Annotated in this window: 18 protein-coding genes; 17 read left to right on the top strand and 1 reads right to left on the bottom strand. The window is 45.4% G+C overall.

The features are described 5' to 3' along the window. Nucleotides 1-8 precede the first annotated feature (8 nt). From FKN08_RS20220 to tldD, 17 genes are all read left to right on the top strand, one after another. A complete protein-coding gene (locus FKN08_RS20220; RefSeq protein ID WP_048626840.1) occupies nt 9-1,232 on the top strand; it encodes a type II secretion system F family protein in 1,224 nt (407 codons plus the stop codon). Nucleotides 1,233-1,235: 3 nt separating this feature from the next. Next, nucleotides 1,236-1,697 carry an MSHA biogenesis protein MshF gene (locus FKN08_RS20215; protein ID WP_170892786.1) on the top strand — a complete coding sequence of 154 codons (462 nt, stop codon included), beginning with the start codon at nt 1,236-1,238 and terminating at the stop codon, nt 1,695-1,697. A gap of 291 nt (nt 1,698-1,988) precedes the next feature. Beyond that, nucleotides 1,989-2,441: a type II secretion system protein gene (locus FKN08_RS20210; protein ID WP_170892785.1), complete on the top strand. Its 453-nt coding sequence runs from the start codon at nt 1,989-1,991 to the stop codon at nt 2,439-2,441. Between the two features lie 70 nt (nt 2,442-2,511). Beyond that, the gene (locus tag FKN08_RS20205; protein ID WP_170892784.1) at nt 2,512-2,745 is read left to right on the top strand and encodes a type II secretion system protein; all 234 of its coding nucleotides are present in this window, start codon (nt 2,512-2,514) and stop codon (nt 2,743-2,745) included. Between the two features lie 115 nt (nt 2,746-2,860). Next, nucleotides 2,861-3,409 (top strand): type II secretion system protein, encoded by a 549-nt coding sequence (locus tag FKN08_RS20200; RefSeq protein ID WP_170892783.1) that lies wholly within the window; start codon nt 2,861-2,863, stop codon nt 3,407-3,409. Next, nucleotides 3,406-4,005, top strand: a complete 600-nt coding sequence (locus FKN08_RS20195; RefSeq protein WP_170892782.1) for a type II secretion system protein — start codon at nt 3,406-3,408, stop codon at nt 4,003-4,005. Before FKN08_RS20200 ends, FKN08_RS20195 begins: the two co-directional genes overlap by 4 nt. Continuing rightward, nucleotides 4,005-4,718, top strand: coding sequence for a prepilin-type N-terminal cleavage/methylation domain-containing protein (locus FKN08_RS20190; RefSeq protein WP_170892781.1), 714 nt, complete (start codon nt 4,005-4,007; stop codon nt 4,716-4,718). Before FKN08_RS20195 ends, FKN08_RS20190 begins: the two co-directional genes overlap by 1 nt. After that, nucleotides 4,708-5,142: an MSHA biogenesis protein MshP gene (locus FKN08_RS20185; protein ID WP_170892780.1), complete on the top strand. Its 435-nt coding sequence runs from the start codon at nt 4,708-4,710 to the stop codon at nt 5,140-5,142. The genes FKN08_RS20190 and FKN08_RS20185 overlap by 11 nt, the downstream gene beginning before the upstream one ends. Nucleotides 5,143-5,148: 6 nt before the next feature. Continuing rightward, nucleotides 5,149-9,483 (top strand): DUF6701 domain-containing protein, encoded by a 4,335-nt coding sequence (locus FKN08_RS20180; RefSeq protein ID WP_170892779.1) that lies wholly within the window; start codon nt 5,149-5,151, stop codon nt 9,481-9,483. A gap of 151 nt (nt 9,484-9,634) precedes the next feature. Then, on the top strand, nt 9,635-10,678 hold the full coding sequence (locus FKN08_RS20175; protein WP_005381144.1) for a rod shape-determining protein: 1,044 nt from the start codon (nt 9,635-9,637) through the stop codon (nt 10,676-10,678). Between the two features lie 150 nt (nt 10,679-10,828). Further along, nucleotides 10,829-11,728, top strand: coding sequence for a rod shape-determining protein MreC (gene mreC / locus FKN08_RS20170; RefSeq protein ID WP_170892778.1), 900 nt, complete (start codon nt 10,829-10,831; stop codon nt 11,726-11,728). Beyond that, nucleotides 11,718-12,206 (top strand): rod shape-determining protein MreD, encoded by a 489-nt coding sequence (mreD, locus tag FKN08_RS20165; RefSeq protein WP_012841380.1) that lies wholly within the window; start codon nt 11,718-11,720, stop codon nt 12,204-12,206. Before mreC ends, mreD begins: the two co-directional genes overlap by 11 nt. Nucleotides 12,207-12,210: 4 nt before the next feature. Further along, nucleotides 12,211-12,780: a Maf family protein gene (locus tag FKN08_RS20160; protein WP_005381139.1), complete on the top strand. Its 570-nt coding sequence runs from the start codon at nt 12,211-12,213 to the stop codon at nt 12,778-12,780. A gap of 18 nt (nt 12,781-12,798) precedes the next feature. Continuing rightward, nucleotides 12,799-14,268, top strand: a complete 1,470-nt coding sequence (gene rng / locus FKN08_RS20155; RefSeq protein WP_005381138.1) for a ribonuclease G — start codon at nt 12,799-12,801, stop codon at nt 14,266-14,268. A gap of 12 nt (nt 14,269-14,280) precedes the next feature. After that, nucleotides 14,281-18,162, top strand: coding sequence for a YhdP family protein (locus tag FKN08_RS20150; RefSeq protein ID WP_170892777.1), 3,882 nt, complete (start codon nt 14,281-14,283; stop codon nt 18,160-18,162). Between the two features lie 33 nt (nt 18,163-18,195). Then, nucleotides 18,196-19,017: a carbon-nitrogen hydrolase family protein gene (locus tag FKN08_RS20145; protein ID WP_170892776.1), complete on the top strand. Its 822-nt coding sequence runs from the start codon at nt 18,196-18,198 to the stop codon at nt 19,015-19,017. Between the two features lie 11 nt (nt 19,018-19,028). Beyond that, the gene (gene tldD / locus FKN08_RS20140) at nt 19,029-20,474 is read left to right on the top strand and encodes a metalloprotease TldD (protein ID WP_170892775.1); all 1,446 of its coding nucleotides are present in this window, start codon (nt 19,029-19,031) and stop codon (nt 20,472-20,474) included. Nucleotides 20,475-20,541: 67 nt separating this feature from the next. Here tldD and FKN08_RS20135 read toward each other — a convergent pair whose 3' ends face one another. Then, nucleotides 20,542-21,918: a PhoH family protein gene (locus FKN08_RS20135; protein WP_006742346.1), complete on the bottom strand. Its 1,377-nt coding sequence runs from the start codon at nt 21,916-21,918 to the stop codon at nt 20,542-20,544. Nucleotides 21,919-22,036 lie beyond the last annotated feature (118 nt).

Here is a 22,036-nt window from a genome sequence, read left to right as displayed (position 1 = left end):
GTAAGTGAATGCCAACTTTTCGTTATCAAGGCCGCACGCTAGACGGCTCATCCACTAACGGCAAAATCGAGGCAGTGAACTCAGAAGCTGCAGCGGAAGCGTTGATGAACAAAGGGATCATCCCGCTCAATGTGCGGTTAGAGAAAGAGTCGGCAAAAAGCCAAATGAGCTTGTCTAAGCTATTTGTGCCAGCCATTCCATTGGAAGTGATCATTCTTTTCTCTCGCCAGTTGTTTAGCTTAACTAAAGCGGGCGTACCGTTGCTGCGTTCTATGCGTGGCCTGCTGCAAAATTGTGAAAACAAACAGCTCAAAGAGGCACTGGAAGATGTCGTTTCTGAACTGAGTAATGGCCGAGGTTTGTCTTCTGCGATGCAGCAACACAGCAAAGTATTCAGCCCACTGTTCGTTTCTATGATCAACGTAGGTGAGAATACGGGTCGACTCGATCAAGCACTATTGCAACTGGCGAATTACTACGAGCAGGAACTCGAGACTCGTAAACGCATCAAAGCGGCGATGCGTTATCCGACGTTTGTCATTATCTTTATCACTATCGCCATGTTTATATTGAATATCTTGGTGATCCCTGAGTTTGCATCGATGTTTACGCGCTTTGGTGTTGAGTTACCACTGCCGACGCGTATTTTGATCGCTACTTCTAATTTCTTTGTTAATTATTGGGTGTTGTTGATTGTGGCAATGATTGGCGCGTTTGCGGTTTTCAGAGCCTGGGTGGCGACGGCTGATGGTCGGGAAAAGTTCGATAAGTTTCGGCTTCGGCTTCCAATTGTGGGCGATATCGTTAATCGCGCGCAGCTTTCCCGTTTTGCCAGAACCTTCTCGTTGATGCTTAAGTCAGGCGTTCCACTTAACCAGTCTTTAGCTTTAGCCGGGGAAGCCCTGGGGAACCGCTTTTTAGAAAATCGAATTCTTGAGATGAAATCCGCGATTGAAGCGGGTAGCACCATCTCAGTGACTGCCATCAACAGTAAAATCTTTACCCCTTTGGTGATTCAGATGATTGCAGTAGGGGAAGAAACCGGTCGTATTGATGAGCTGCTGCTAGAAGTGTCGGATTTTTACGATAGAGAAGTTGATTACGATCTAAAAACACTGACTGCAAGAATAGAACCGCTACTTTTGGTGATTGTCGCAGGCATGGTCATGGTGCTGGCACTGGGTATCTTCCTGCCAATGTGGGGAATGCTAGACATCATCAAAGGCGGCTAATAGGTGGTTGAAAATCAAAGTCGGGCGACGCTAATCGTTTTGGGGGTAATTGCTACCATCATTGCTGTTGGCTTGGCTGCCAAATTACGTCCTGTTACCGAGCAGGCGCAGGTGACTGGAGCGAAGTTGGCGAGAGTTTGGATGCAAGATAGTGTTCAGCGTTATCGTCAAGCTTGGTTAGTACAAGGCGAGCCAAAACATATGCTGATGGATGGTTTTAATCTCACCATGACTGAGGGCGGGCTAGTATCTCCCTTTACTCAACAAGGTGTTTTAGATTGTGGTTATTGGTTAGCAGTGCATTATCCACAACGTAAAATAATGACCAATAAGTTAATAGATATCAGTGGAGCCATCAAAACTGATCATTATGTCTGCCACTATACTTATGAAAATGGTCAGTCGATTGTAGTTATTTCAACAGCTAATCAGCTGAAAATAGACGTCGGAATGTCGGCGGAGTGAATTTTTTGACACCTAATCACTATAATTGGTAATGAAAGTCGGTATAATGCAATCATTACCATAAGTAAGACGCTGTAATAGAGGGTAAACAATAATGTGTTTTTCTCATTGCAGCGTGAACTGAATAATGGCGAATCGTCATTCTGCTCAAGCGGTAGATACAGTATCCACTTCACGGTCAGTTTTAGTGAACGTTGCTGCCCCAAACCGTTTTGACAATATCCAAAATGGTCGCGTGACCTAAACGAAACTTTGCAGTTGTACTGCATGCTTACATAGAGAGAGTAAACAATGAAAAGACAAGGTGGTTTCACCCTTATCGAATTGGTAGTGGTAATTGTAATCCTAGGTATTCTAGCGGTCACTGCAGCACCACGTTTCCTTAACCTACAGGACGATGCTCGTAACTCAGCTCTTGAAGGTCTGAAAGGCGCGATGGCTGGTGCAGCTGGCATTACTTACGGTAAAGCGGCAATTGATGGTAAAGAAGCTCTATCTTCTGCAGCGCTGACAATTAAATCAAAGAACGATCTAGCTATTGCATATGGTTATCCTAAAGCAACTTCTACAGCTTTATCTTTAGTTGTTGAAGGATTGGCAGATGATTGGAAAGTGATCAGTGGTGGCAACGGTACATCAATCACATATGGTTACGATGGCTATACTAAGTGTTACGTAACTTACACTCAAGCTGATGGTGATGACGCTGCTAAAGCTGAAGTTGTTGGTTCATGTAAAGACTAATTCTTTGAAGATAAAGGTCAGCTAGTCTGGCCTTTATCTCTTTGCTTTGATTAATCTCGGAATGTTTCATATGCGTAAATCATCAGGTCTTAGTGCAATAGAGTTTGTCGTTGTGCTGGTTATCTTGGGTGTGTTCGGTTATGTGGTATTACCAAGATTTATCAGCTTTGAACCAGAAACTTACGAAGCAAAGTGGGAGCAAACTAAGCAGACCGCCGAGCACGTTTCTGAAACGCTGAGCAATAAAGAAACTTACGATCGAATTGAAGAAGAAATTGGTCGTTCAAAGGGGCAAAACAACTAGACATTGGTTATTTGTTCATCTGTTCACACTTTGAATCGAAAAGTTATAAATCTATCATTATTCTCATAATTTCATCGTATACTTATCTCGCTTGTTCTAAGCCTAAGGTTGGGTTATGAAAGTTCGCAGCTCTACATTAGGGTTTACATTAATGGAGCTGATCCTAGTGATCGTCCTCCTTTCCATTCTTTCCCTTTTTGCTGCCAGCCGTTTTATGGGTAAAGGCAGTGTGTCTGCATTTGCACTTCAAGAACAAGCAATTTCTGTGATTCGCCAAGTTCAAGTGAATCGTATGCAGTCGAATATCAATATCCCAAACAAGTCTTATCCTGAAAGATGTCTACCCAGTAGCTATAACGTTGGAGAGGACTCTAGCTACACCAACTTTTGTCTATCAATTACGAGCACTTGTATAGGTTCTAGTGCAGCGTGCAATCTAGTTAGTAATGTACGAGATGCTCGAAGCGATGTCGTCGTCGATAACTCAGCTCAGTTTTCTATTATTGATGGTGCCTCTAGTCCCATCGAATTTGATCTGTTGGGTAATCCTCTTAATGTTTCTTCTGCTGGTATTTCTATTCTTATTCAAGATAAAACCGGTCAAAGCCAGTGCCGAGTATTGATTAACCCTCAGGGTTATGTTTCAGAGGGAGCCTGCTCATGAGAAAGCACATTGGTATGACGCTTATTGAGATGATCATTGCCATCATTCTTATGGGGATTGCGATGGTAGCATTTACGTCTTTTTTAGTTCCTCAAATTCATGATTCAGCAATGCCTCATTATCAAATGCGTGCAGCAGCCTTAGGACAGGGTTTTATGTCGCAAATATTGGCGCGTGGCTTTGACCAGTGGAGCGATTTTGATGGTGGGGTTGTTCGTTGTGGGGAACCTAGTCTTAACCCTCATCCAGGTAATCCCTCTAACGGTTGTTCGGCAACATTGGGTGTTGATACAAAATATGGCGAAATTTCCAATAATCCAAGTACTTTTAATGACGTGGATGATTACATTGGTTGTTGGAGTACACCGACGACGGTAGGTCAGTGCCAAGGTGCGAAGCGTGGGAGTATTGTTGATGTATTAGGGAAGAGCGGTGAAGATAAATATCGCAATTTCCGTGTTGAGGTCGGAGTTGCGTACGACAACTTATCTTCGGCAAAAACGACAGGCATCACTAACTATAAAAAAATCACTATTACTATTTTTGCAAGCAACACTCAGCCATTAACACTTACTGCCATAAGAGGGAACTACTGATGAAAGCTCGTGGTTTTACCTTAATGGAAATGATCGTCACCATTGTGATCGGGAGTTTTATCATGCTGGGTATTGCGGGTTATGTTCAGCTTGGTATGAAAGGTTATGTACATACAGTTGACCGACAACGTATGCAAACTCAAGCCCAGTTTGTGTTGGAGAAGATGTCTCGAGAAATTCGCCATGCGGTACCGAATAGTTTTCATGAGCCTGATGACACGACGAAGTGTTTAGAGTTTGTACCTATTGAGTATTCAGGGTTCTACACACTGACAAATAACGATTTAGAATTCTTATTGGGCAATGACGTTACGTTAAACCCAATGCCCGCTGACGCTTGGATGGTTATTAATCCAAGCCGTTACGAAGATCTGCAACCTGCTTCTTCGCAAAGTATAGATATTGGTGGTCTAGCTAAAACTGGTGATGTCTTTGTTGTCAGTGGGGCAGCCGGTACGATTGGTGGCTCTTCTATTTCGAGTCGTCATTATATCTATCAAGATAAGTCTGAAGTACGTTACTGCTTCGAGAACAAGCAAATCACGCGCAATGGAATTACGGTCGCGGACAGTGTAGATACTTCCGCTAGCGATATGCATTACCTCGAGCCAACACTTCAACGTGGCGGTATCGTGCATATCAATTTAGAGTTCACTCAAAATGGGGAGCGTAGTGTTTACCAACAAGACGTACAGGTGCTCAATGTCCCATAAAAAAGCTCAGCAAGGTAATGTCCTGATCGTCGTACTGTTCGTCATTATTGTGATGGGCTATCTAGCCGCATCTTTAATGAAGGTGAGTTGGTCAAACCAAAGCACGTTAACCAGAGAATTCTTAGGAATGAAAGCTTGGTTTATTGCGCAATCTGCCAATGAGTGGGCACTAACTCAGCTTTATCCTTTAAACGACACTACTCCAGATGTGGCCGATTTTTGTGCCAATACGGTAAGTGGTGCTACACCAAATGTTACACAAGGCACTAGTTGTCAATTACGTGCTATGACATGTTCAAACATTGGTACCTTTAATGCAGGTACCTCTGAAGCTGAATCTCTTTTTAGAGTGCAAGCCACAGCAGTTTGTGGTTCCGGGGTTGCACAAGTACAGCGACAACAAGAGATTTGGGTTAGGGAGTAAATAATAATGAAAACGCTAAATGCTTTATTAGCACTCATGCTCATGCTGCCGAGTTTTGTGTATGCTTCACAGTGCTCAGTTAAAGGTCAAAATAGCTTTACAGTTAGCTTTGATGTCGAGGGAGATGATGAATACCAAGCTGTAAAGTTAGAGCAAGGAAGTCATGGGTATGTGCTCTGGTACACGGGTCATAAGAGAAGTAATACCAATAACTATGACTACTTGTTCAATGAGCAGCAGCTGATTGATGATGTTGATTACAACATAAAGATTACTCATGAGGCTGGCTCAAATACGTTGAAGTATTACCGCAAATTTGAAGGTGCGGCGAATTATAAGCTAATAGAAACCCAAACCGTTAATTTGGATAATGGTCAGCATTGGGTTGTTGATGTTGGAGATGATGTCGACAACATTCAGTGTTCTAACACTGTGGATCCCAGTAATCCTGGAGGTCCAATTAACCGTTCACCTGATTTTGAGTTTGGTACGGTTGACAATAGCACCTGTAATATGATTGGCGGTAAGTACACTTGTACTATCGACTTTGAAAATACGTATGACGCAAGCCATCCTAAACCGCTTGTGTTTGTCATGCCGACCATCGATAAAACATTATCTAGCAAGAACCCTCGTAAAACAGAGTATCCATCGAGTATATCTATTGTTCACACGACACATAACTCCGCAACTATCGTGCAGGAGTTCCCTCCGCATCAAAAAGCAGATAGAAATGTCATCTTTTTAGATAAGAATAGTTCTCAGGTACAAAAGGAATTAGCGAAGGTTGATTACTTTGTTATCGAGCCCGGTGTTTTAGAGCTCAATAATGGTGCAAAAATTGTCGCGGGTACTATCAAGACCAACGTTGCTGCATCTCAATATAAAAATAATAAAAAAGGTATCAATGAGCAGAATAATGGCATCACTATTGATTTTGACGACTATGGTTTGACGGGGTTTGATGGGAAACCAGGTGTGTTAGTTCAGCCGCAAACCAAAAACAATGACGGCACTAATAACTGGTTTACTGGGATGGCTAGGGATGCAAATACAGCCTCCTTTAAACTCGCTTTAGAAAAATCAGAAGTTTATAAGAAGAATAACCAAGGTCACGAAACCTTCAATGTTCTTAACGACAATGAGACCGTGGCGTTTGTTGCTGGTGAAGGCTTTGGTTACATCAACGGGCAACGTTTTTGGTTGGGGCAAGGTAAGACTGAATACACGTTAGATCAACAAGATCCGGTAATCGATCCAATCTATGAGGGATGTAAGGTTTACACGCCTTTCCCTGATACTGCAGGGTTTGTTAGCCCACCTGTTTTAGTGGCCAATAAAAACTCCCGACGTGGTAATAACGGTGGTTGGTTGCGCCGTTGTGACATTAAGAAGGACTCTGTTGCATTTATCGTTGAAGAAGACATGCAGAAAGACAGAGAGCGCGGTCACTTGGATGAGGATGTGGGCTGGTTTATGTTTGAGAAAGCAAACACCAACCCAATGTGTAATGGATTTAATAGTCCAGTTCAAACATGGAAGCGACCAGATGGATACATTCCTGTTGATGATAAGGATGGTGAGTTACACCTATATGGCAATCCGTCAATCGTAGGGGCTCCAATTGTCGACGGAAAGCGAGTTCTAGGTTTTTTACCTGACCATATTTATGATCGTACATTGGCATGCTCAGAACAAACTTGTACGAGTGATGAGGGGTTGATGACTGGCCAAGAAGCCTTAGAGAACTTCCCAAATTACTTGGCGGAGAGTCGAACAGTTTTGGCTGGTGATACATTAATCCTTGATGATGATAATCAAACATATGAGAGTTTGTCTGTCGGCGGGACTGTTATTATTAAATCTGGTCGTTATAAGATTGGTAAAATTGACGTTTGGGAAGGCGGAAACGTCATCGTTCAATCGGGGAACTCAGTTACGATTGATACAAGAAGCTTGGCAGTGAATAACCGAGGCTACTTTGGTATCGAGATTACGAGCTGGGCAAATCCGCTGTTGCCAGTACTTGCAGACGCGGAACTTCGAGTTAATGTCCATAATATTACCAAGTCTGGTGATAGAACGTATGTTGACCTCAATGGCGATGCGCAGTTTGTCGGACTATTATACAGCGAAAAGCATGTTGAAATGAGTGGGGATGCGACTGTTTATGGCTCTGTTTCTGCAAGATCTGTTCAACTGACATCTACTGCGAAAATTCAAGCCGCAACGGAGTGTATTGACCCTCCCACAAGCTATGAACTAACCGTTACACCAACAAAACAATATGCCCTGACATGTGGTGAAGATCAGCCTAGTTTTATCATTGAAACGAAAAATGGCATTCAACCGGAAAGTACGGGCGTGACTGTTGGAGTCGGACCAAATGAAAGGGGTTTGTCTGTTCAAGTTGTTGACAACGTCGGGTCTGGTAGCTATCCGCACTTTATTACTAGCAAGAGCTCATCTAATTTAGGAAAGCTTAAGCTATCTGTAATGGTCACTGATAACGACAAAATAGAGTTGAATAAAGACTACAAGTTAACCGTTACTCTCGATAATGATTCATCAAAGACGTTAACGTCAACTTTCAGGTTTGTACCTTATAAATTTGACGTGCAACCGCAATTTGTTATTGCGGGTCAAGACTCTCAGATAGAGACTAAGGTGCTCGCTTGTCAAAAAGATAGTCAAACTGTCGTTAAAAGCTATCAAGGTACACCAATTGTCAAGTGGGATATTGTGATTCCAGCTGCTAGACGTAAGGAAGAAAGTTTATTTACTTATGCGCCTACGTTTTCTGATGGTAGTAAAGGTGTCACTTCTGGCCCGTTTAAAGTCATGGAATCTGGGGTTTATACTGTTACGTTAACTGACACTAAGTTTACTTGTGATCCAAACTACTCTAGTGATTGTCCAATTGCTCCTACAGGTGACGATAGCTCGCAATCTTTGGAAACGGTTCTCACTGGTTCATTTACTGTTCAATCGCGACCTTGGAAAATTGCCGCATGTAATATTGTGGCTAAAAATGGTGGAAAAACTAACCCTGCGACACAAGCTACTGGCGATGGCTTTATTGCCTCTGCTGAAAGCTTTAATGTGACTTACAAACCAGTCGTTCATAGCGACTCACGTGGTAATGCTACCAATGTTTGTGAATACCCTCTGACACAAAACTATTTCTCTGATTCAAATACGGCTGCGCCACTTGATGCTGAGTTTTCTGTCTTGTACCCATCGGGTGGTGATATCGCCAACTTAGACCCAAGTAAAGGTTCAAGTTTAGACTTTAGCTCTGAAGAAGCTAAAGCGGGTAAAACAGTTGAATACGTTTGGGATGAAGTTGGCTCTTTGAACCTTAAAACTAAAGCAACGTATTTGGGAGAGAAATTAGATGAATATGACGTCACCGTTGGTCGTTTCTATCCTAAATACTTCCAAGTCATCACCAGCGATTGGAATTACCCTGGTTCACAAAGTTTTGCTTATATGAATCAGCCTTTTGATGGGGTCGAGTTTAGCGTGGAGGCATTGAATGCTAACAAATCTGCGATTAAGAACTATGCAGACTTTGTTACAAAAGCGGAGTTCAACCTAGACGATATTGACCATTACTCAGATCGATTCGATGCGCCTGATTTTGGAGCAGGAGACTGGAGTAACGAATCTGATAAAAGTATCGGAGATTTCTCAGTCGGTAATAGTGGCCAGTGTATTGGCAGTGCTTGTTGGAACAAAGCTCTTGGTGATAGCTACCCTGATGGGCCATTTAACTCTGTGACTGGTACTGCCAAATCAGAGATAGGTTTGATATATACCAACAATGTTGACCCTGTTGAGTACATTACTGACGAAGATTTCAACTCCCGCTTAGTTAGGCAGCCCGACATCCGTTTTGGTCGTGTTGATCTAGATGATGTAGGTGGTAACCAAGGCACGACATTACATGTGCCACTTCGAGTTGAATATTGGAATGGTAGCCGCTTTATCGCCAACCCTGATGACAATCAAACCGATGTGAAAGGTGTCACTGCCGCTGAAACGCATATCTGGCCAACAGGTACTGATGCTGATCCTAAAGCGGTTACATTAGGAGCTGGTGGTGAAGTGTCTTCTGGTTCTTCTCGTTCTGTAACTGCAACTCAAGCTGAACCATACCGTCAGCAAACGCGCGTTTGGTTAGATCTTGACGACTCTGAAAATGGCTTACCTTGGCTCAAATATGATTGGGACAATGATGGCTCCGAAGAAAACCCATCATCCGTAGTAACCTTTGGTATTCATCGTGGTAACGATCGCGTGATTTACCGTGGTGAGCCAGGGTTAACCGGACAGTAACAACTTAGGTTTTTGGCCTTAAGTTAGGAAACTGCAAGAAATTGAGGCTTTCTGCTCATGTTTGTGTACCAATACCTTGCTGTGACAGCGAGGCATTGGTACATTTAGAGCAATTTTTGTCTTCTATATTTTTGCAGGATGAGCGAAGAGTATGTTTAAGAAACTTCGTGGCATGTTTTCTAACGATCTATCTATCGATTTAGGTACAGCCAACACTCTAATTTACGTAAAAGGGCAAGGAATTGTCCTTGATGAACCTTCTGTAGTTGCTATTCGTCAAGATCGTGTAGGTTCTGCAAAAAGCGTTGCTGCAGTCGGTCACGCAGCAAAACAGATGCTTGGTCGTACACCTGGCAACATTTCCGCTATCCGCCCAATGAAAGACGGCGTAATCGCTGATTTCTACGTAACCGAAAAAATGCTTCAGCACTTTATCAAACAAGTGCATGACAACAGCATCCTAAAGCCAAGCCCACGTGTTCTTGTTTGTGTTCCTTGCGGTTCTACCCAAGTTGAGCGCCGCGCAATTCGTGAATCAGCACTCGGTGCTGGTGCGCGTGAAGTTTACCTAATCGACGAGCCAATGGCGGCAGCAATTGGTGCTGGTCTGCGCGTGTCTGAGCCGACAGGTTCAATGGTGGTTGATATCGGTGGTGGTACAACTGAAGTTGCGGTTATCTCTCTAAACGGTGTGGTTTACTCATCGTCTGTACGTATCGGTGGTGATCGCTTTGATGAAGCCGTGATCAACTACGTACGTCGTAACTACGGCAGCTTAATTGGTGAAGCAACGGCTGAAAAGATCAAACACGAAATCGGCTCTGCTTACCCTGGCGATGAAGTTCAAGAGATTGAAGTTCGCGGTCGTAACCTTGCAGAGGGTGTGCCACGCAGCTTTAGCTTGAACTCAAACGAGATCCTAGAAGCGCTTCAAGAGCCGCTATCTGGCATCGTCTCAGCAGTCATGGTTGCACTAGAGCAGTGTCCACCAGAGCTTGCTTCAGACATTTCTGAAAACGGCATGGTTCTGACTGGTGGTGGCGCGCTACTGAAAGATCTCGATCGTCTATTAATGGAAGAAACCGGTATCCCTGTGGTTATCGCGGAAGATCCACTAACGTGTGTTGCGCGTGGTGGCGGTAAAGCACTAGAAATGATCGACATGCACGGTGGCGATCTGTTCTCTGAAGAATAAAGGTTTAGGTGAAGCTCATGTCGGGCTTCACCTTCATTTCTGCTCTCTCTGTAATTCAAACATGCTCCATACCTAAAAGTATTTATTTAAGTATTTTTAGGTTGCCAAGTAAGGCTCAATAATCATGGAAGCAATCAGGTCAAAAACAAGATGAAACCGATTTTTGGCAGAGGTCCGTCTCTGCAATTACGTCTGTTTTTTGCTGTCATCGTGTCGGCGAGCTTAATGCTGGCTGATAGTCGTCTAGATACGTTTTCCAACGTCCGATACTTATTGAACAGTATGGTTGCGCCCATTCAATACGCAGCCAATTTGCCTCGCAGCATGTTCGATGGCGTATTTGAACGTTTTAATACTCGTCAGGCATTAGTTGAAGGCAATCGCAACTTAAAGCGAGAAGTGCTACGCCTGAAAAGCGAGCTGATCTTGCTCGATCAATATAAAGAAGAAAACCAACGTCTACGCAAATTGTTAGGCTCTTCATTTGTCAGGGATGAAAAGAAAGTCGTAACTGAAGTGATGGCGGTTGATACCTCACCTTATCGTCATCAAGTGGTGATTGATAAAGGACAAATAGACGGTGTGTACGTCGGACAGCCAGTGATCAACGAAAAAGGCATTGTTGGTCAGGTCACGTTTGTCGCAGCGCACAACGCACGTGTTCTGTTGCTAACGGATGCGAAAAATGCGATTCCTGTCCAGGTGATCCGTAACGATATTCGAGTGATCGCGTCGGGCAATGGTGAAATGGATGAAATCCAACTGGAGCACATTCCAACCAGTACTGATATTCAGGTTGGCGATCTATTGGTGACATCCGGCCTAGGTGGGATTTACCCAGAAGGGTACCCAGTCGCGACGGTTACCAATGTGGATCATGATACGCGCCAAGAATTTGCGGCAATCAAGGCTGAGCCAGTTGTAGAGTTTGATCGTTTACGTTACCTACTGCTGATTTGGCCGAATGAAGATCGTCAACACAAAGTGCTGCGATCCAATGTGGATGAAGGGCTAGAGCAAGAAGAACAAGAGGTAACTGATGGCCAATAATGTAGTGAGCAGCCGAATGGTGATTGGTGTCAGTTTCTTCGTTGCGCTGGTATTGCAAACCATTCCGTGGCCAGGTGTGTTGGATGTTTTACGTCCATCATGGTTGTTTCTTGTCACTTGTTATTGGGTGTTGGCACTGCCGCACCGAGTGAACGTTGGAACCGCGCTAGTGCTGGGCTTATTATGGGATATCTTGATCGGCTCAACGCTTGGAATTCGCGGCATGATGATGTCGATTGTCATCTATCTGGTGGCGTTGAATTTCCTGTTGATTCGTAACATGGCATTGTGGCAACAGTCGATTTTAATTGCCTTTTTTACTGCGTTATTGGAAGTTTTGATATTCTGTGGGGAATATTTGAACCAGGACGTAGTATTTAATCCATTATCTCTGTGGACGGCGGCAATAAACTGTATACTTTGGCCATGGATGTTTTTATTAATGCGACGAGTTCGTCGTGCATGGCACGTAAGGTAAAGCGGTGAAGAAAAGCTTATCTCTCGTTCTCGCATCGGGTTCTCCGAGAAGAAAAGAGCTGCTTGCTCAACTGGGTTATGATTTTGAGATCGTATTGCCTGATATTGAGGAAGCCAAACAGGCTCATGAGCAAGCACGAGATTACGTGTTGCGTCTTTCTTTGGAAAAAGCTCAGGCAGGCTTAGCGTTGGCTAAGCCTGATTCCGTTGTATTGGGCTCTGATACGGTCGTAGTATGCGATGACCGTGTGTTAGAAAAACCCAAAAGTTTTGAAGATTCAAAGCGTATGCTTACTGACTTATCGGGTCGTCGTCATCAAGTGATGACTGCGGTGAGCGTTGTATCATCGGAACAACAACATTCAGTGGTCGTTACCACTGACGTGTGGTTCAAACCACTGACTCACGAAGAAATCGAACAATATTGGCAGTCAGGAGAGCCATGCGATAAAGCTGGAAGTTATGGTATTCAGGGACTCGGAGGGCGATTTGTCACCCGAATCGAAGGCAGTTATCACGCTGTAGTAGGCTTACCTTTGTTCGAAACCGATCAGCTAATTCAAGAATTTTTATAATTGTTTTGAGGTGTGCACATGAGTGCAGAATTGCTGCTTAACGTGACCCCGAGTGAAACTCGTGTGGCCATGATTGAAGGTGGAGTACTACAAGAAATACATATCGAGCGCGAATCGCGTCGCGGCATTGTGGGCAATATATACAAAGGCAAAGTCAGCCGAGTACTGCCAGGTATGCAAGCGGCTTTCGTCGATATCGGTTTAGATAAAGCGGCGTTTTTACATGCGTCAGATATTGTCCCGCATACCGAATGTGTGGCAGAGAACGAAAAACAGCAGTTTCAAGTCCGTGATATCTCTGAGCTGGTACGTCAGGGACAAGACATTGTTGTACAAGTGGTCAAAGATCCGCTCGGCACGAAAGGCGCGCGTTTAACGACGGATATCACATTGCCTTCACGTTATCTTGTCTTTATGCCGGGTGCCAGCCATGTTGGTGTTTCGCAGCGTATTGAGAGTGAGAAAGAGCGCGAGCGTCTGAAAAAAGTGGTGAACCATTACTGTGATGAGCACGGTGGTTTTATCATTCGTACCGCCGCGGAAGGCGCAGATGAAAAAGAGCTTTCTCAAGACGCGGCATTTCTTAAGCGCTTGTGGCTAAAAGTCATGGAGCGTCGTTCAAAATACAAAACGCGTTCAACGCTTTACGGTGAACTTGGTTTAGCCCAGCGCATTCTGCGTGATTTTGTCGGCACAGAGCTCGATAAAATCATGGTCGACTCCCGCCTCGAATATGAAAACCTGAAAGAATTCACTTCTGAGTATGTACCTGAGCTAACAGACAAGCTTGAGCTTTACGAAGGTGACAAGCCAATCTTTGACATGTACGACACCGAGAATGAAATTCAGCGCTCCTTAGAGCGCAAGGTTGAGCTAAAGTCGGGTGGCTATTTGATCATTGATCAAACTGAAGCTATGACAACTATCGACATCAACACTGGTGCATTTGTTGGTCGTCGTAATCTTGAAGAGACCATCTTTAATACCAACATTGAGGCAACGCAAGCTATTGCTCGTCAGCTGCGTTTGCGCAATCTCGGCGGCATCATCATTATCGACTTTATCGATATGGCGTCTGAAGAGCACCGTCAGCGAGTGCTCACCTCATTGGAAACCGCACTGGCTAAAGATCGAGTAAAAACCAACATCAACGGCTTTACTCAGCTCGGCTTAGTCGAGATGACGCGTAAGCGCACACGAGAAAGTATTGAACATATCTTGTGTTCTGGCTGTCCTACTTGTGAGGGCCGTGGCAGTGTGAAAACGGTTGAAACCGTGTGCTTTGAGATATTACGCGAGATTACTCGTGTAAACCGTGCTTACGACGCCGATAATTTTGTTGTGTACGCATCGCCGTTTGTCGCTGAAGCGCTGTTGGGTGATGAGTCTCATGCATTGGCTGAGCTCGAAGTATTTATTGGCAAGCAAGTGCGAGTTCAGGCTGAGCCCCTGTACATTCAGGAACAGTTTGACGTCGTAATGATGTAATTTGGAACATTTGTGAATTCTGGTGTTAACCGTTTTGGGCGTTTTTGTGCGTGGAGTTTAGTTACTGTACTGGTGTTATTGGCCATATTAGTAACCACACTGCGCGTCACATTGCCACAACTTAACCACTTCCAAGATGAGATCAAAACCTGGGTCAAGCAGGACACAGGTTTTGACTTTTCTATCGCCAACGTCGCAGGGACGTGGCGCAATAATCACCCCTCCATCGCGCTACTCGGTTTAGAAGCGAATCTGCCGAATATTCAGGATGCACGCTTTGCCGTTGAAGAAATCCAAATTGAATTCGATCTCATTCAATCTCTTTTGCAACTCAAACCGGTGGTCGCTGACCTCACCATCCATAACCTCGCTCTGGATATTCACACCGTAGACATTCTGCCGACCTCTAGTCGTCAAGAGCAGGAACCGAGTGTGGACAAGAGCGAAGTGAAGCTCATCGACCAACTCGACTCACTTCTTTTACGTCAGTTTGAAGACTTCACCATTACCGACTCACGGATTTGGTATAAATCGGTATCTGGTGAGACTCGCCGTTTAGATATCGAGCAGCTCCGTTGGAGCAACCAAGGCAAGCACCACTTAGCAGAAGGCACCGTGAACATTGCCGATGTTCGTCTGAATTCATTGTTAGTGAGCGCTAACTTTAAAGACCATGGTTCGCTGCGTGATGTGTCTGGTGAGTTTTACGTGAGTGCCCAAGATGTCTCAGTGACGCCTTGGTTAACCACTTACATGCAAGAAGAGTCGGGTGCTGAGTCGGGTAAGGTCAGCTTAAACACTTGGCTGACGCTGAAACACAGCCAACCGAATGATGCGTATGTTGAACTATTACCTTCTGAGCTGGTGTGGAATGAAAACGGTCGTCATGAGCTGTTTATCGAGTCAGGTATTTTCAATCTTCGACCAGATAAACAAGGTTGGAAAGTAAATGGTCACTCACTTCGGATCCGAACCGACAACACCCCTTGGCCGGAATTAGACGCAGCGTTTGATTGGCAACCGAATGGTTGGACGCTCAACCTTTCTCAACTCGACATTGAAGCACTCATTCCGCTCATCAAGCTGGCTCCAGAGTCAGAGTCGACCAGTGACCTTATTAACAAACTAGCACCGAAAGGCCGAGTTGAAGATGTTCGCTTGTCCATGAACGGTGGTTTAGACACGTTACGCTACTCCGCGGAACTGGATGAGCTTGCGATGACGCAATGGGAACTGCTACCAGGATTCCATCATGTACAGGGCAGTGTATCTGGTGATTTAGATCAGGCAAAAGCGAAAGTAACCGTCATTGATGATGTATTTCCGTACGGTGATGTATTTCAAGCTCCGCTGAATATCAAACAAGGTGAAGTCGATATTATCTGGCAACAAGATGAGAGCGGCTGGCGCTTGTGGTCTGATAAAGTGACGGCAGCGACACCAGATCTTCAAGTACTAGGAGCATTCCGTCTTGATTTTCCAAAAGAACAAAGCCCATTTTTATCGTTTTATGCTGAGGTGGATCTTTATAACGCAGGTGAAACATGGCGTTACCTGCCGACTCTGGCACTCGGACAAGACTTAACGGATTACCTATCGACTGCGATTCAAGGCGGTAAAGTGAATACGGCTAAGCTGCTGTGGTATGGCGAGTTAGGGGATTTTCCTTACAAAGATCATAATGGCATGTTTCAGGCGTGGGTCGGTTTAAAAGACGCGAAATTTAGCTTTGATACGGCGTGGCCAACCATCACTGATCTGCAGCTGGACTTGCTGTTTGAAAATGATGCCATGTATTTGGATTCAAAGTCCGCCACGCTAAATGGTGTTCATGCCAAGCGTATTACTGGGCGAATTCCTGAGTTGGCGGAAGGTGGACACATTGAGATTGAAGCCAAAGCGAGCGCGCCGGGTAATGAAGTTCGTGACTACATGATGGCGACGCCATTGGTGGACTCGGTCGGGGCAGCGTTGACGGCGCTGCAAGTGAGTGGTCCGGTTTACTCTGAGTTCCAGCTCAACATTCCGTTTGATTTTGAAAAAGAGTCCCGTGCTTGGGGTTATGCCGATTTAACAGAAAATCGTGTCGATATTGAAGCGCCGCCAATGACGCTGGAGAAAGCCACAGGGCGTATCCACTTCGATAATGATGTGGTCACCACATCGGGTTTGTCTGCAGAGTTGCTTACCCAGCCTATCTCCCTCGATTTTCGTGGTGAGAGTGCGGAACAGGGCTACAATGTGACGATTAACACATTAGGGGATTGGGACGTTGAGCCTCTCAAACCTTATGTTGGTGAGCGTTGGTTAAAGCTTGTTTCTGGGCATGCGCCGTGGCAAATGGACATTGACTTACAACTTAATGATGTAGGCTTCACCTATCAACTTGATGTGTTGGCGCAGCTAAATCGTTTAGCGAGTCAATATCCCTATCCGCTAGCGAAACAAGTTGGCGAGTCCGGGCAAGCAAAACTGCAGGCATCCGGCAACCAAGAAAGTATTTCAGCAAGACTACAGATCCCAAATGCTAAGTATCAAACCGAGATAGATATAACTGGCGACGTACCTGTTCTGACGGCGACTCATTTAATGGTCGGCAAAGGTGGTTTCAGGATCAGCCCTATTGTCGGACACGATGCATCAGTGCGTGTCGGTGAGCTTAATTTAGACCAGTGGGCAGAGCTGGTTCAGGGCTCGGAAGGTAAGCAATCCTCATCTGTTCTGGCAAGCATGAAGACGCCGAGTATTCCATTGCCGACACGGATTGATGTTGAAACGCCAAACTTGCAGCTTGGTGGGATTGAGTTTCATGATGTGGACATCTCCGCAAGCAAAAAGAATTTGAGCTGGCAACTCGATGTGGACAGTCAAGAGGTTAAAGGTAAGGCTAACTATCTGAAGCCGTATGACTTATCGGTCTCTTTGGAGCACTTGCACCTGTATATTCCAGGGTTTGAAGAGATGACCAAAGAGCGCAGTTCGCTCTTTGCCAGTGAGGATCAAAACGCGCCTTTGATTACCAATTTTGACCGCCAGTTTCACGCTGAGATGCCAAACTTAACTTTGAACATCGATGATTTTTGGTTGCAAGGTTACAAAGTGGGGAAGGTGAATGTTGATTTGCAGCGTCGCGAGAACCGTTTGGAGTGGAAAAATATCACCTTTAGCAGCGGCAAAAACCGCATTGATATGAGCGGTTGGTGGGATCTGACAAAAGAGAGTAGCCATTCCAACTTAACCATGAAAATGAAAGGTGATAACAACACTGATCTTATGGAGCGCTTTGGTATCACATCGGGTATTCAGCAGGCACCATTTGAGATCAACGCCAATATGGAATGGGACGGCGCGCCTTGGTCGATGAAGACACAAACCTTGCAAGGGAATGTCTCAACGGAATTTGGTAAAGGCGTGATCAGTGAAGTCAGTGGTGCGGCACGCTTGTTAGGCTTGTTCAGTTTGGATTCTATCATCCGTAAGATGCAGCTCGACTTTACCGACGTATTCGACAAAGGCATGGCGTTTAACTCGATCACAGGCACGGGCAAAATCCAAGATGGCGTATTTATCACCAACGATATCGTGATGGATGCGTTAGCAGGGGAAATGCAGATCCGCGGCATCGCCAATATGAACAGCAGAATGGTCGATGCGGAAGTTAAGTTCACCCCAGACATCACATCAGGCCTACCAATGCTGACCGCGTTTGCAGTAGCGCCACAAACCGCGTTGTATGTTTTAGCCATCTCAACAGTGATTTCTCCGGTGGTTGAGGTCTTCACTCAAGTCAATTATGAAGTGAAAGGCCCACTAGACTCACCAACGGTAAAAGAAATTTCTCGAAGTAAAGGTGAATACAAACTGCCAGAAAAGCTGCGTGAACAGGCGAAATAACTCACCGACTAAAATGGAATAGGGAGGAAACACATGGAACGTGTTGGCATTATTCAAATGACATCGGGTCCAGATATCACTGCGAATCTGGACTTTATTGAAAAACAGTGTGCTTTGGCGAGTAAGCAAGGTGCCAAGCTTGTCCTTACCCCTGAAAATACGGTGCTGTTTGCCAACCGCGAAGCGTACCATCAACATGCAGAGCCACTTGGGAGTGGCATGATTCAACAGCGGCTCTCTGAAATCGCAAGAAAGAACCAGTTAACACTGATTGTCGGAAGCATGCCCATTCAAACCGCAAAAGGTGTCACGACCACAACGCTTGTATTGCCGCCGCACGGTAAATGCATTGCTCACTATGACAAATTGCATATGTTTGATGTCGACGTAGCCGATGGTTATGGTAGTTATCGTGAGTCGGATACGTTTATGGCGGGTAATCAAATAGTCGTGGCGGAAACCGATATCGGCAGCGTTGGATTGAGCATCTGTTACGATCTTCGTTTCCCTGAGCTTTATAAAGTATTACGCCAAGAAGGCGCGGATATCATTGTGGTGCCTGCTGCGTTTACCGCTGTGACGGGGCAAGCTCACTGGGAAGTATTATTGCGAGCTAGAGCGATTGAGACACAATGTTGGATTTTGGCGAGCGGACAAACTGGAACGCATCCATGTGGACGAAAAACATGGGGACACTCAATGGTCGTTGACCCTTGGGGACGTATTCATAAACAGCTTCAGGATGAAGTAGGCTTATTGGTGACAGAGATAGATTTGTCACAGAGCCAACAAGTAAGGCAGAATATGCCGCTGACTCAACACAGTCGCTTTCAAAATGAATTGAGACGGGAATAAAAGAGCTAACTATGAGCACAAACCAAATAGAACAGGCACTCCTTGCCCCAAATGGTCTGACAGAGCAAGACATTGCTGACACGCTTGCCAGCATTGCGACACGCCAGATCGATTATGCGGACATTTACTTTCAGTCCAGCTGGCACGAGTCTCTGGTTCTAGAAGACAGCATCATCAAAGATGGCTCTTTTAACATTGATTGTGGTGTTGGTGTCCGCGCCGTAACTGGCGAAAAAACAGGCTTTGCCTACTCTGATCAAATCCAGCCTGAAGGCCTGAAGCAGAGTGCAATGGCGGCGCGCGGTATTGCTCAGCAAGGGCAGAATGGTAAAGTCCAAGCGTTTAAACGCACCGAAAACCAAGCGTACTACGCCGCTGTGAATCCATTAGCTGGGTGGGAAAAGCAGCAAAAAACAGAATTACTTAAGTCTCTAGATGCTTACATCCGCACTAAAGAACCATTGATTAAAGAAGTCTCGATCAGCATCAGCGGTGTGCATGAGCAGATGCTTGTTGCGGCAACAGACGGTACTTATGCAGGCGATATTCGTCCTTTGGTGCGTTTGTCTATTAGTGTGCTTGCACAAAAAGGTGAACGACGTGAACGAGGTAGCGCTGGTGGCGGTGGCCGTTTTGGTTACGATTTCTTTTTAACGGAAAGCAATGGTGTGAAACAAGCTTTCCATTATGCAGACGAAGCGATTCGCATGGCGTTGGTAAACCTTGAAGCAGAAGCCGCACCAGCAGGCATGATGCCAGTGGTATTGGGCTCAGGTTGGCCAGGCGTATTGCTACATGAGGCGGTAGGTCATGGCCTAGAAGGTGACTTTAACCGTAAGGAATCTTCGGTTTTCTCTGGCAAAATGGGTCAACAAGTGACGTCTTCACTGTGTACCATCGTCGATGACGGCACGTTAAAAGACCTTCGTGGTTCACTCAATGTGGATGATGAAGGAGTGAATGGCCAGTACAACACGCTTATCGAAAATGGTGTGCTGAAAGGTTACATGCAAGACAAGCTAAACGCGCGGTTAATGGGTGTGAACCCAACAGGTAACGGTCGTCGTGAGTCGTATGCACATTTGCCGATGCCGCGTATGACCAACACCTACATGCTTCCAGGTGAACATACGCCAGAAGAAATCATCTCGACGGTAGAGAAAGGGTTGTATGCGCCAAACTTTGGTGGCGGTCAGGTGGACATTACTTCGGGTAAGTTTGTGTTCTCCGCATCGGAAGCGTACTTAATTGAAAACGGCAAAATTACGCGCCCTGTTAAAGGTGCGACGTTGATTGGCTCTGGTATCGAAGCTATGCAGCAAGTGTCGATGGTTGGTAACGACTTAAGTATCGACAAGGGCGTTGGCGTATGTGGTAAAGCTGGTCAAAGTGTGCCAGTTGGCGTTGGTCAGCCGACCTTGAAATTGGATTCACTGACGGTGGGTGGTACTGAGTAACCGCATCTAACCGACTTAAAAAGAGCGCTCATTAGAGCGCTCTTTTGTTTTTGTGAGTCGATGTCGACTACAGGTTCTCTTCGGCAAACTCTGCCAAGCGGCTACGAACCACGCCGTTAAGGTGAATATTCGCGCTGCCTTCAAAGTTCTTGAAGCGTTCAACCATGTAGGTCAAACCAGAGGTCACTGGGGTGAGGTAATGGGAGTCAATCTGCGCCAAGTTACCGGAGCAGACGATTTTGGTTCCTTCGCCGCAGCGGGTGATGATGGTTTTGATTTGTGAAGCGGTGAGGTTTTGACACTCATCAAGCAGCACAAACGCATTTTGAATCGAACGGCCACGCATAAAGTTGATCGATTTAAACTGAATATTGGCTTTATCGCAGATGTACTTCAGTGAGCCTTCAGTGCAGTGATCGTGTTTATGTAGCGCTTCCAAGGTATCGGTCACCGCCGCTAACCACGGCATCATCTTCTCCTCTTCTGAGCCGGGTAGGAAGCCGATGGATTCACCGATATCTGGCGTGTTACGCGTCACGATAATTTTATCGAACATGCCTTTTTCAATGGTTTGCTCCAGTGCTGCTGCCATGGCTAATAGCGTTTTACCACTACCTGCTGCACCAGTTAAAATCACTAGGTCAATATCCGGGTCAAGTAAGGCATCCAACGCCATTCCTTGGTATATGTTTTTTGGTGTGATGTCCCAAGCCTTACGGTGCATCATGCGTTCTCGGCTCAGGTCGAGTAGCGTTAATTTGTCTTCATTGATGGTTTCCACGCGGCCAGCAAAGTCGCTGTCTTCATCAATCACATATTGGTTAATAAAGGTTGGTTCAAAAGGTTCACGACTTAGCTTGTGATAGGTTTTTCCGCCCAGCGCATAACTTTCTACTTCCTCAATATCACTCCAGAAGTCCCCCTCACGCAGTTGAAAGCCTTTGGTGAGGTATTGAATGTCGTCAATCAGTTGATCGGTTCGGTAGTCTTCAACAAAACGTACGCCAGCGCCTTTGGCGCGCAGACGCATGTTAATGTCTTTCGTGATCAGTACCACTTCACGTGGTGCTCGTTTGTTTTGCAGATAAAGCACCGCATTGAGTATGCGGTTGTCACCGGCTTTGTCGGCGAAGGCTTTGACGGTTTCCTGCAGTTCAAAATCCGCCAAAATGGAAATGGTGCCTTGGTCGGGGCTGTCTTTAGAAACAGGAATACCTTCAGAAATTTCATCGGGCGTTGCTTCTTTAAACAAATCTTCCAAAGCGCGAATAGCCACGCGAGCGTCTCTTGCGACATCGCGTTTGCTGTCTTTGATTCGGTCGAGTTCTTCCAACACGGTCATGGGGATAACGACATCGTGTTCTTGGAAAGAGAAGATGGCAAAGGGTTCATGAAGAAGAATGTTGGTATCAAGTACAAACAGTTTCCGATCGGTATCGCCCATAGCGTCTCCTTGCCGTAATACGGCTCTGCATGCGAGTGGTTAGGTCGTTCTCAAATAGGTGTGAAGCGGCCTAACTCTGATTGCTTGCAATAGAGGTTGTCGGGCTGATGTCGGTTAG

It is taken from the genome of Vibrio sp. 1-2 (7-a), assembly GCF_013048515.1.
Classification (GTDB): domain Bacteria; phylum Pseudomonadota; class Gammaproteobacteria; order Enterobacterales; family Vibrionaceae; genus Vibrio; species Vibrio diabolicus.
This window is presented reverse-complemented; position numbering and strand designations above follow the sequence as displayed.

Excerpts from the sequence above, each read along its gene's own strand:
- FKN08_RS20220 (WP_048626840.1), top strand. The coding sequence starts at position 9 with ATGCCAACTTTTCGTTATCAAGGCCGCACGCTAGACGGCTCATCCACT.
- FKN08_RS20210 (WP_170892785.1), top strand. The coding sequence starts at position 1,989 with ATGAAAAGACAAGGTGGTTTCACCCTTATCGAATTGGTAGTGGTAATT.
- FKN08_RS20205 (WP_170892784.1), top strand. The coding sequence starts at position 2,512 with ATGCGTAAATCATCAGGTCTTAGTGCAATAGAGTTTGTCGTTGTGCTG.
- FKN08_RS20200 (WP_170892783.1), top strand. The coding sequence starts at position 2,861 with ATGAAAGTTCGCAGCTCTACATTAGGGTTTACATTAATGGAGCTGATC.
- FKN08_RS20195 (WP_170892782.1), top strand. The coding sequence starts at position 3,406 with ATGAGAAAGCACATTGGTATGACGCTTATTGAGATGATCATTGCCATC.
- FKN08_RS20190 (WP_170892781.1), top strand. The coding sequence starts at position 4,005 with ATGAAAGCTCGTGGTTTTACCTTAATGGAAATGATCGTCACCATTGTG.
- FKN08_RS20185 (WP_170892780.1), top strand. The coding sequence starts at position 4,708 with ATGTCCCATAAAAAAGCTCAGCAAGGTAATGTCCTGATCGTCGTACTG.
- FKN08_RS20180 (WP_170892779.1), top strand. The coding sequence starts at position 5,149 with ATGAAAACGCTAAATGCTTTATTAGCACTCATGCTCATGCTGCCGAGT.
- FKN08_RS20175 (WP_005381144.1), top strand. The coding sequence starts at position 9,635 with ATGTTTAAGAAACTTCGTGGCATGTTTTCTAACGATCTATCTATCGAT.
- mreC (WP_170892778.1), top strand. The coding sequence starts at position 10,829 with ATGAAACCGATTTTTGGCAGAGGTCCGTCTCTGCAATTACGTCTGTTT.
- mreD (WP_012841380.1), top strand. The coding sequence starts at position 11,718 with ATGGCCAATAATGTAGTGAGCAGCCGAATGGTGATTGGTGTCAGTTTC.
- rng (WP_005381138.1), top strand. The coding sequence starts at position 12,799 with ATGAGTGCAGAATTGCTGCTTAACGTGACCCCGAGTGAAACTCGTGTG.
- FKN08_RS20145 (WP_170892776.1), top strand. The coding sequence starts at position 18,196 with ATGGAACGTGTTGGCATTATTCAAATGACATCGGGTCCAGATATCACT.
- tldD (WP_170892775.1), top strand. The coding sequence starts at position 19,029 with ATGAGCACAAACCAAATAGAACAGGCACTCCTTGCCCCAAATGGTCTG.
- FKN08_RS20135 (WP_006742346.1), bottom strand. The coding sequence starts at position 21,918 with ATGGGCGATACCGATCGGAAACTGTTTGTACTTGATACCAACATTCTT.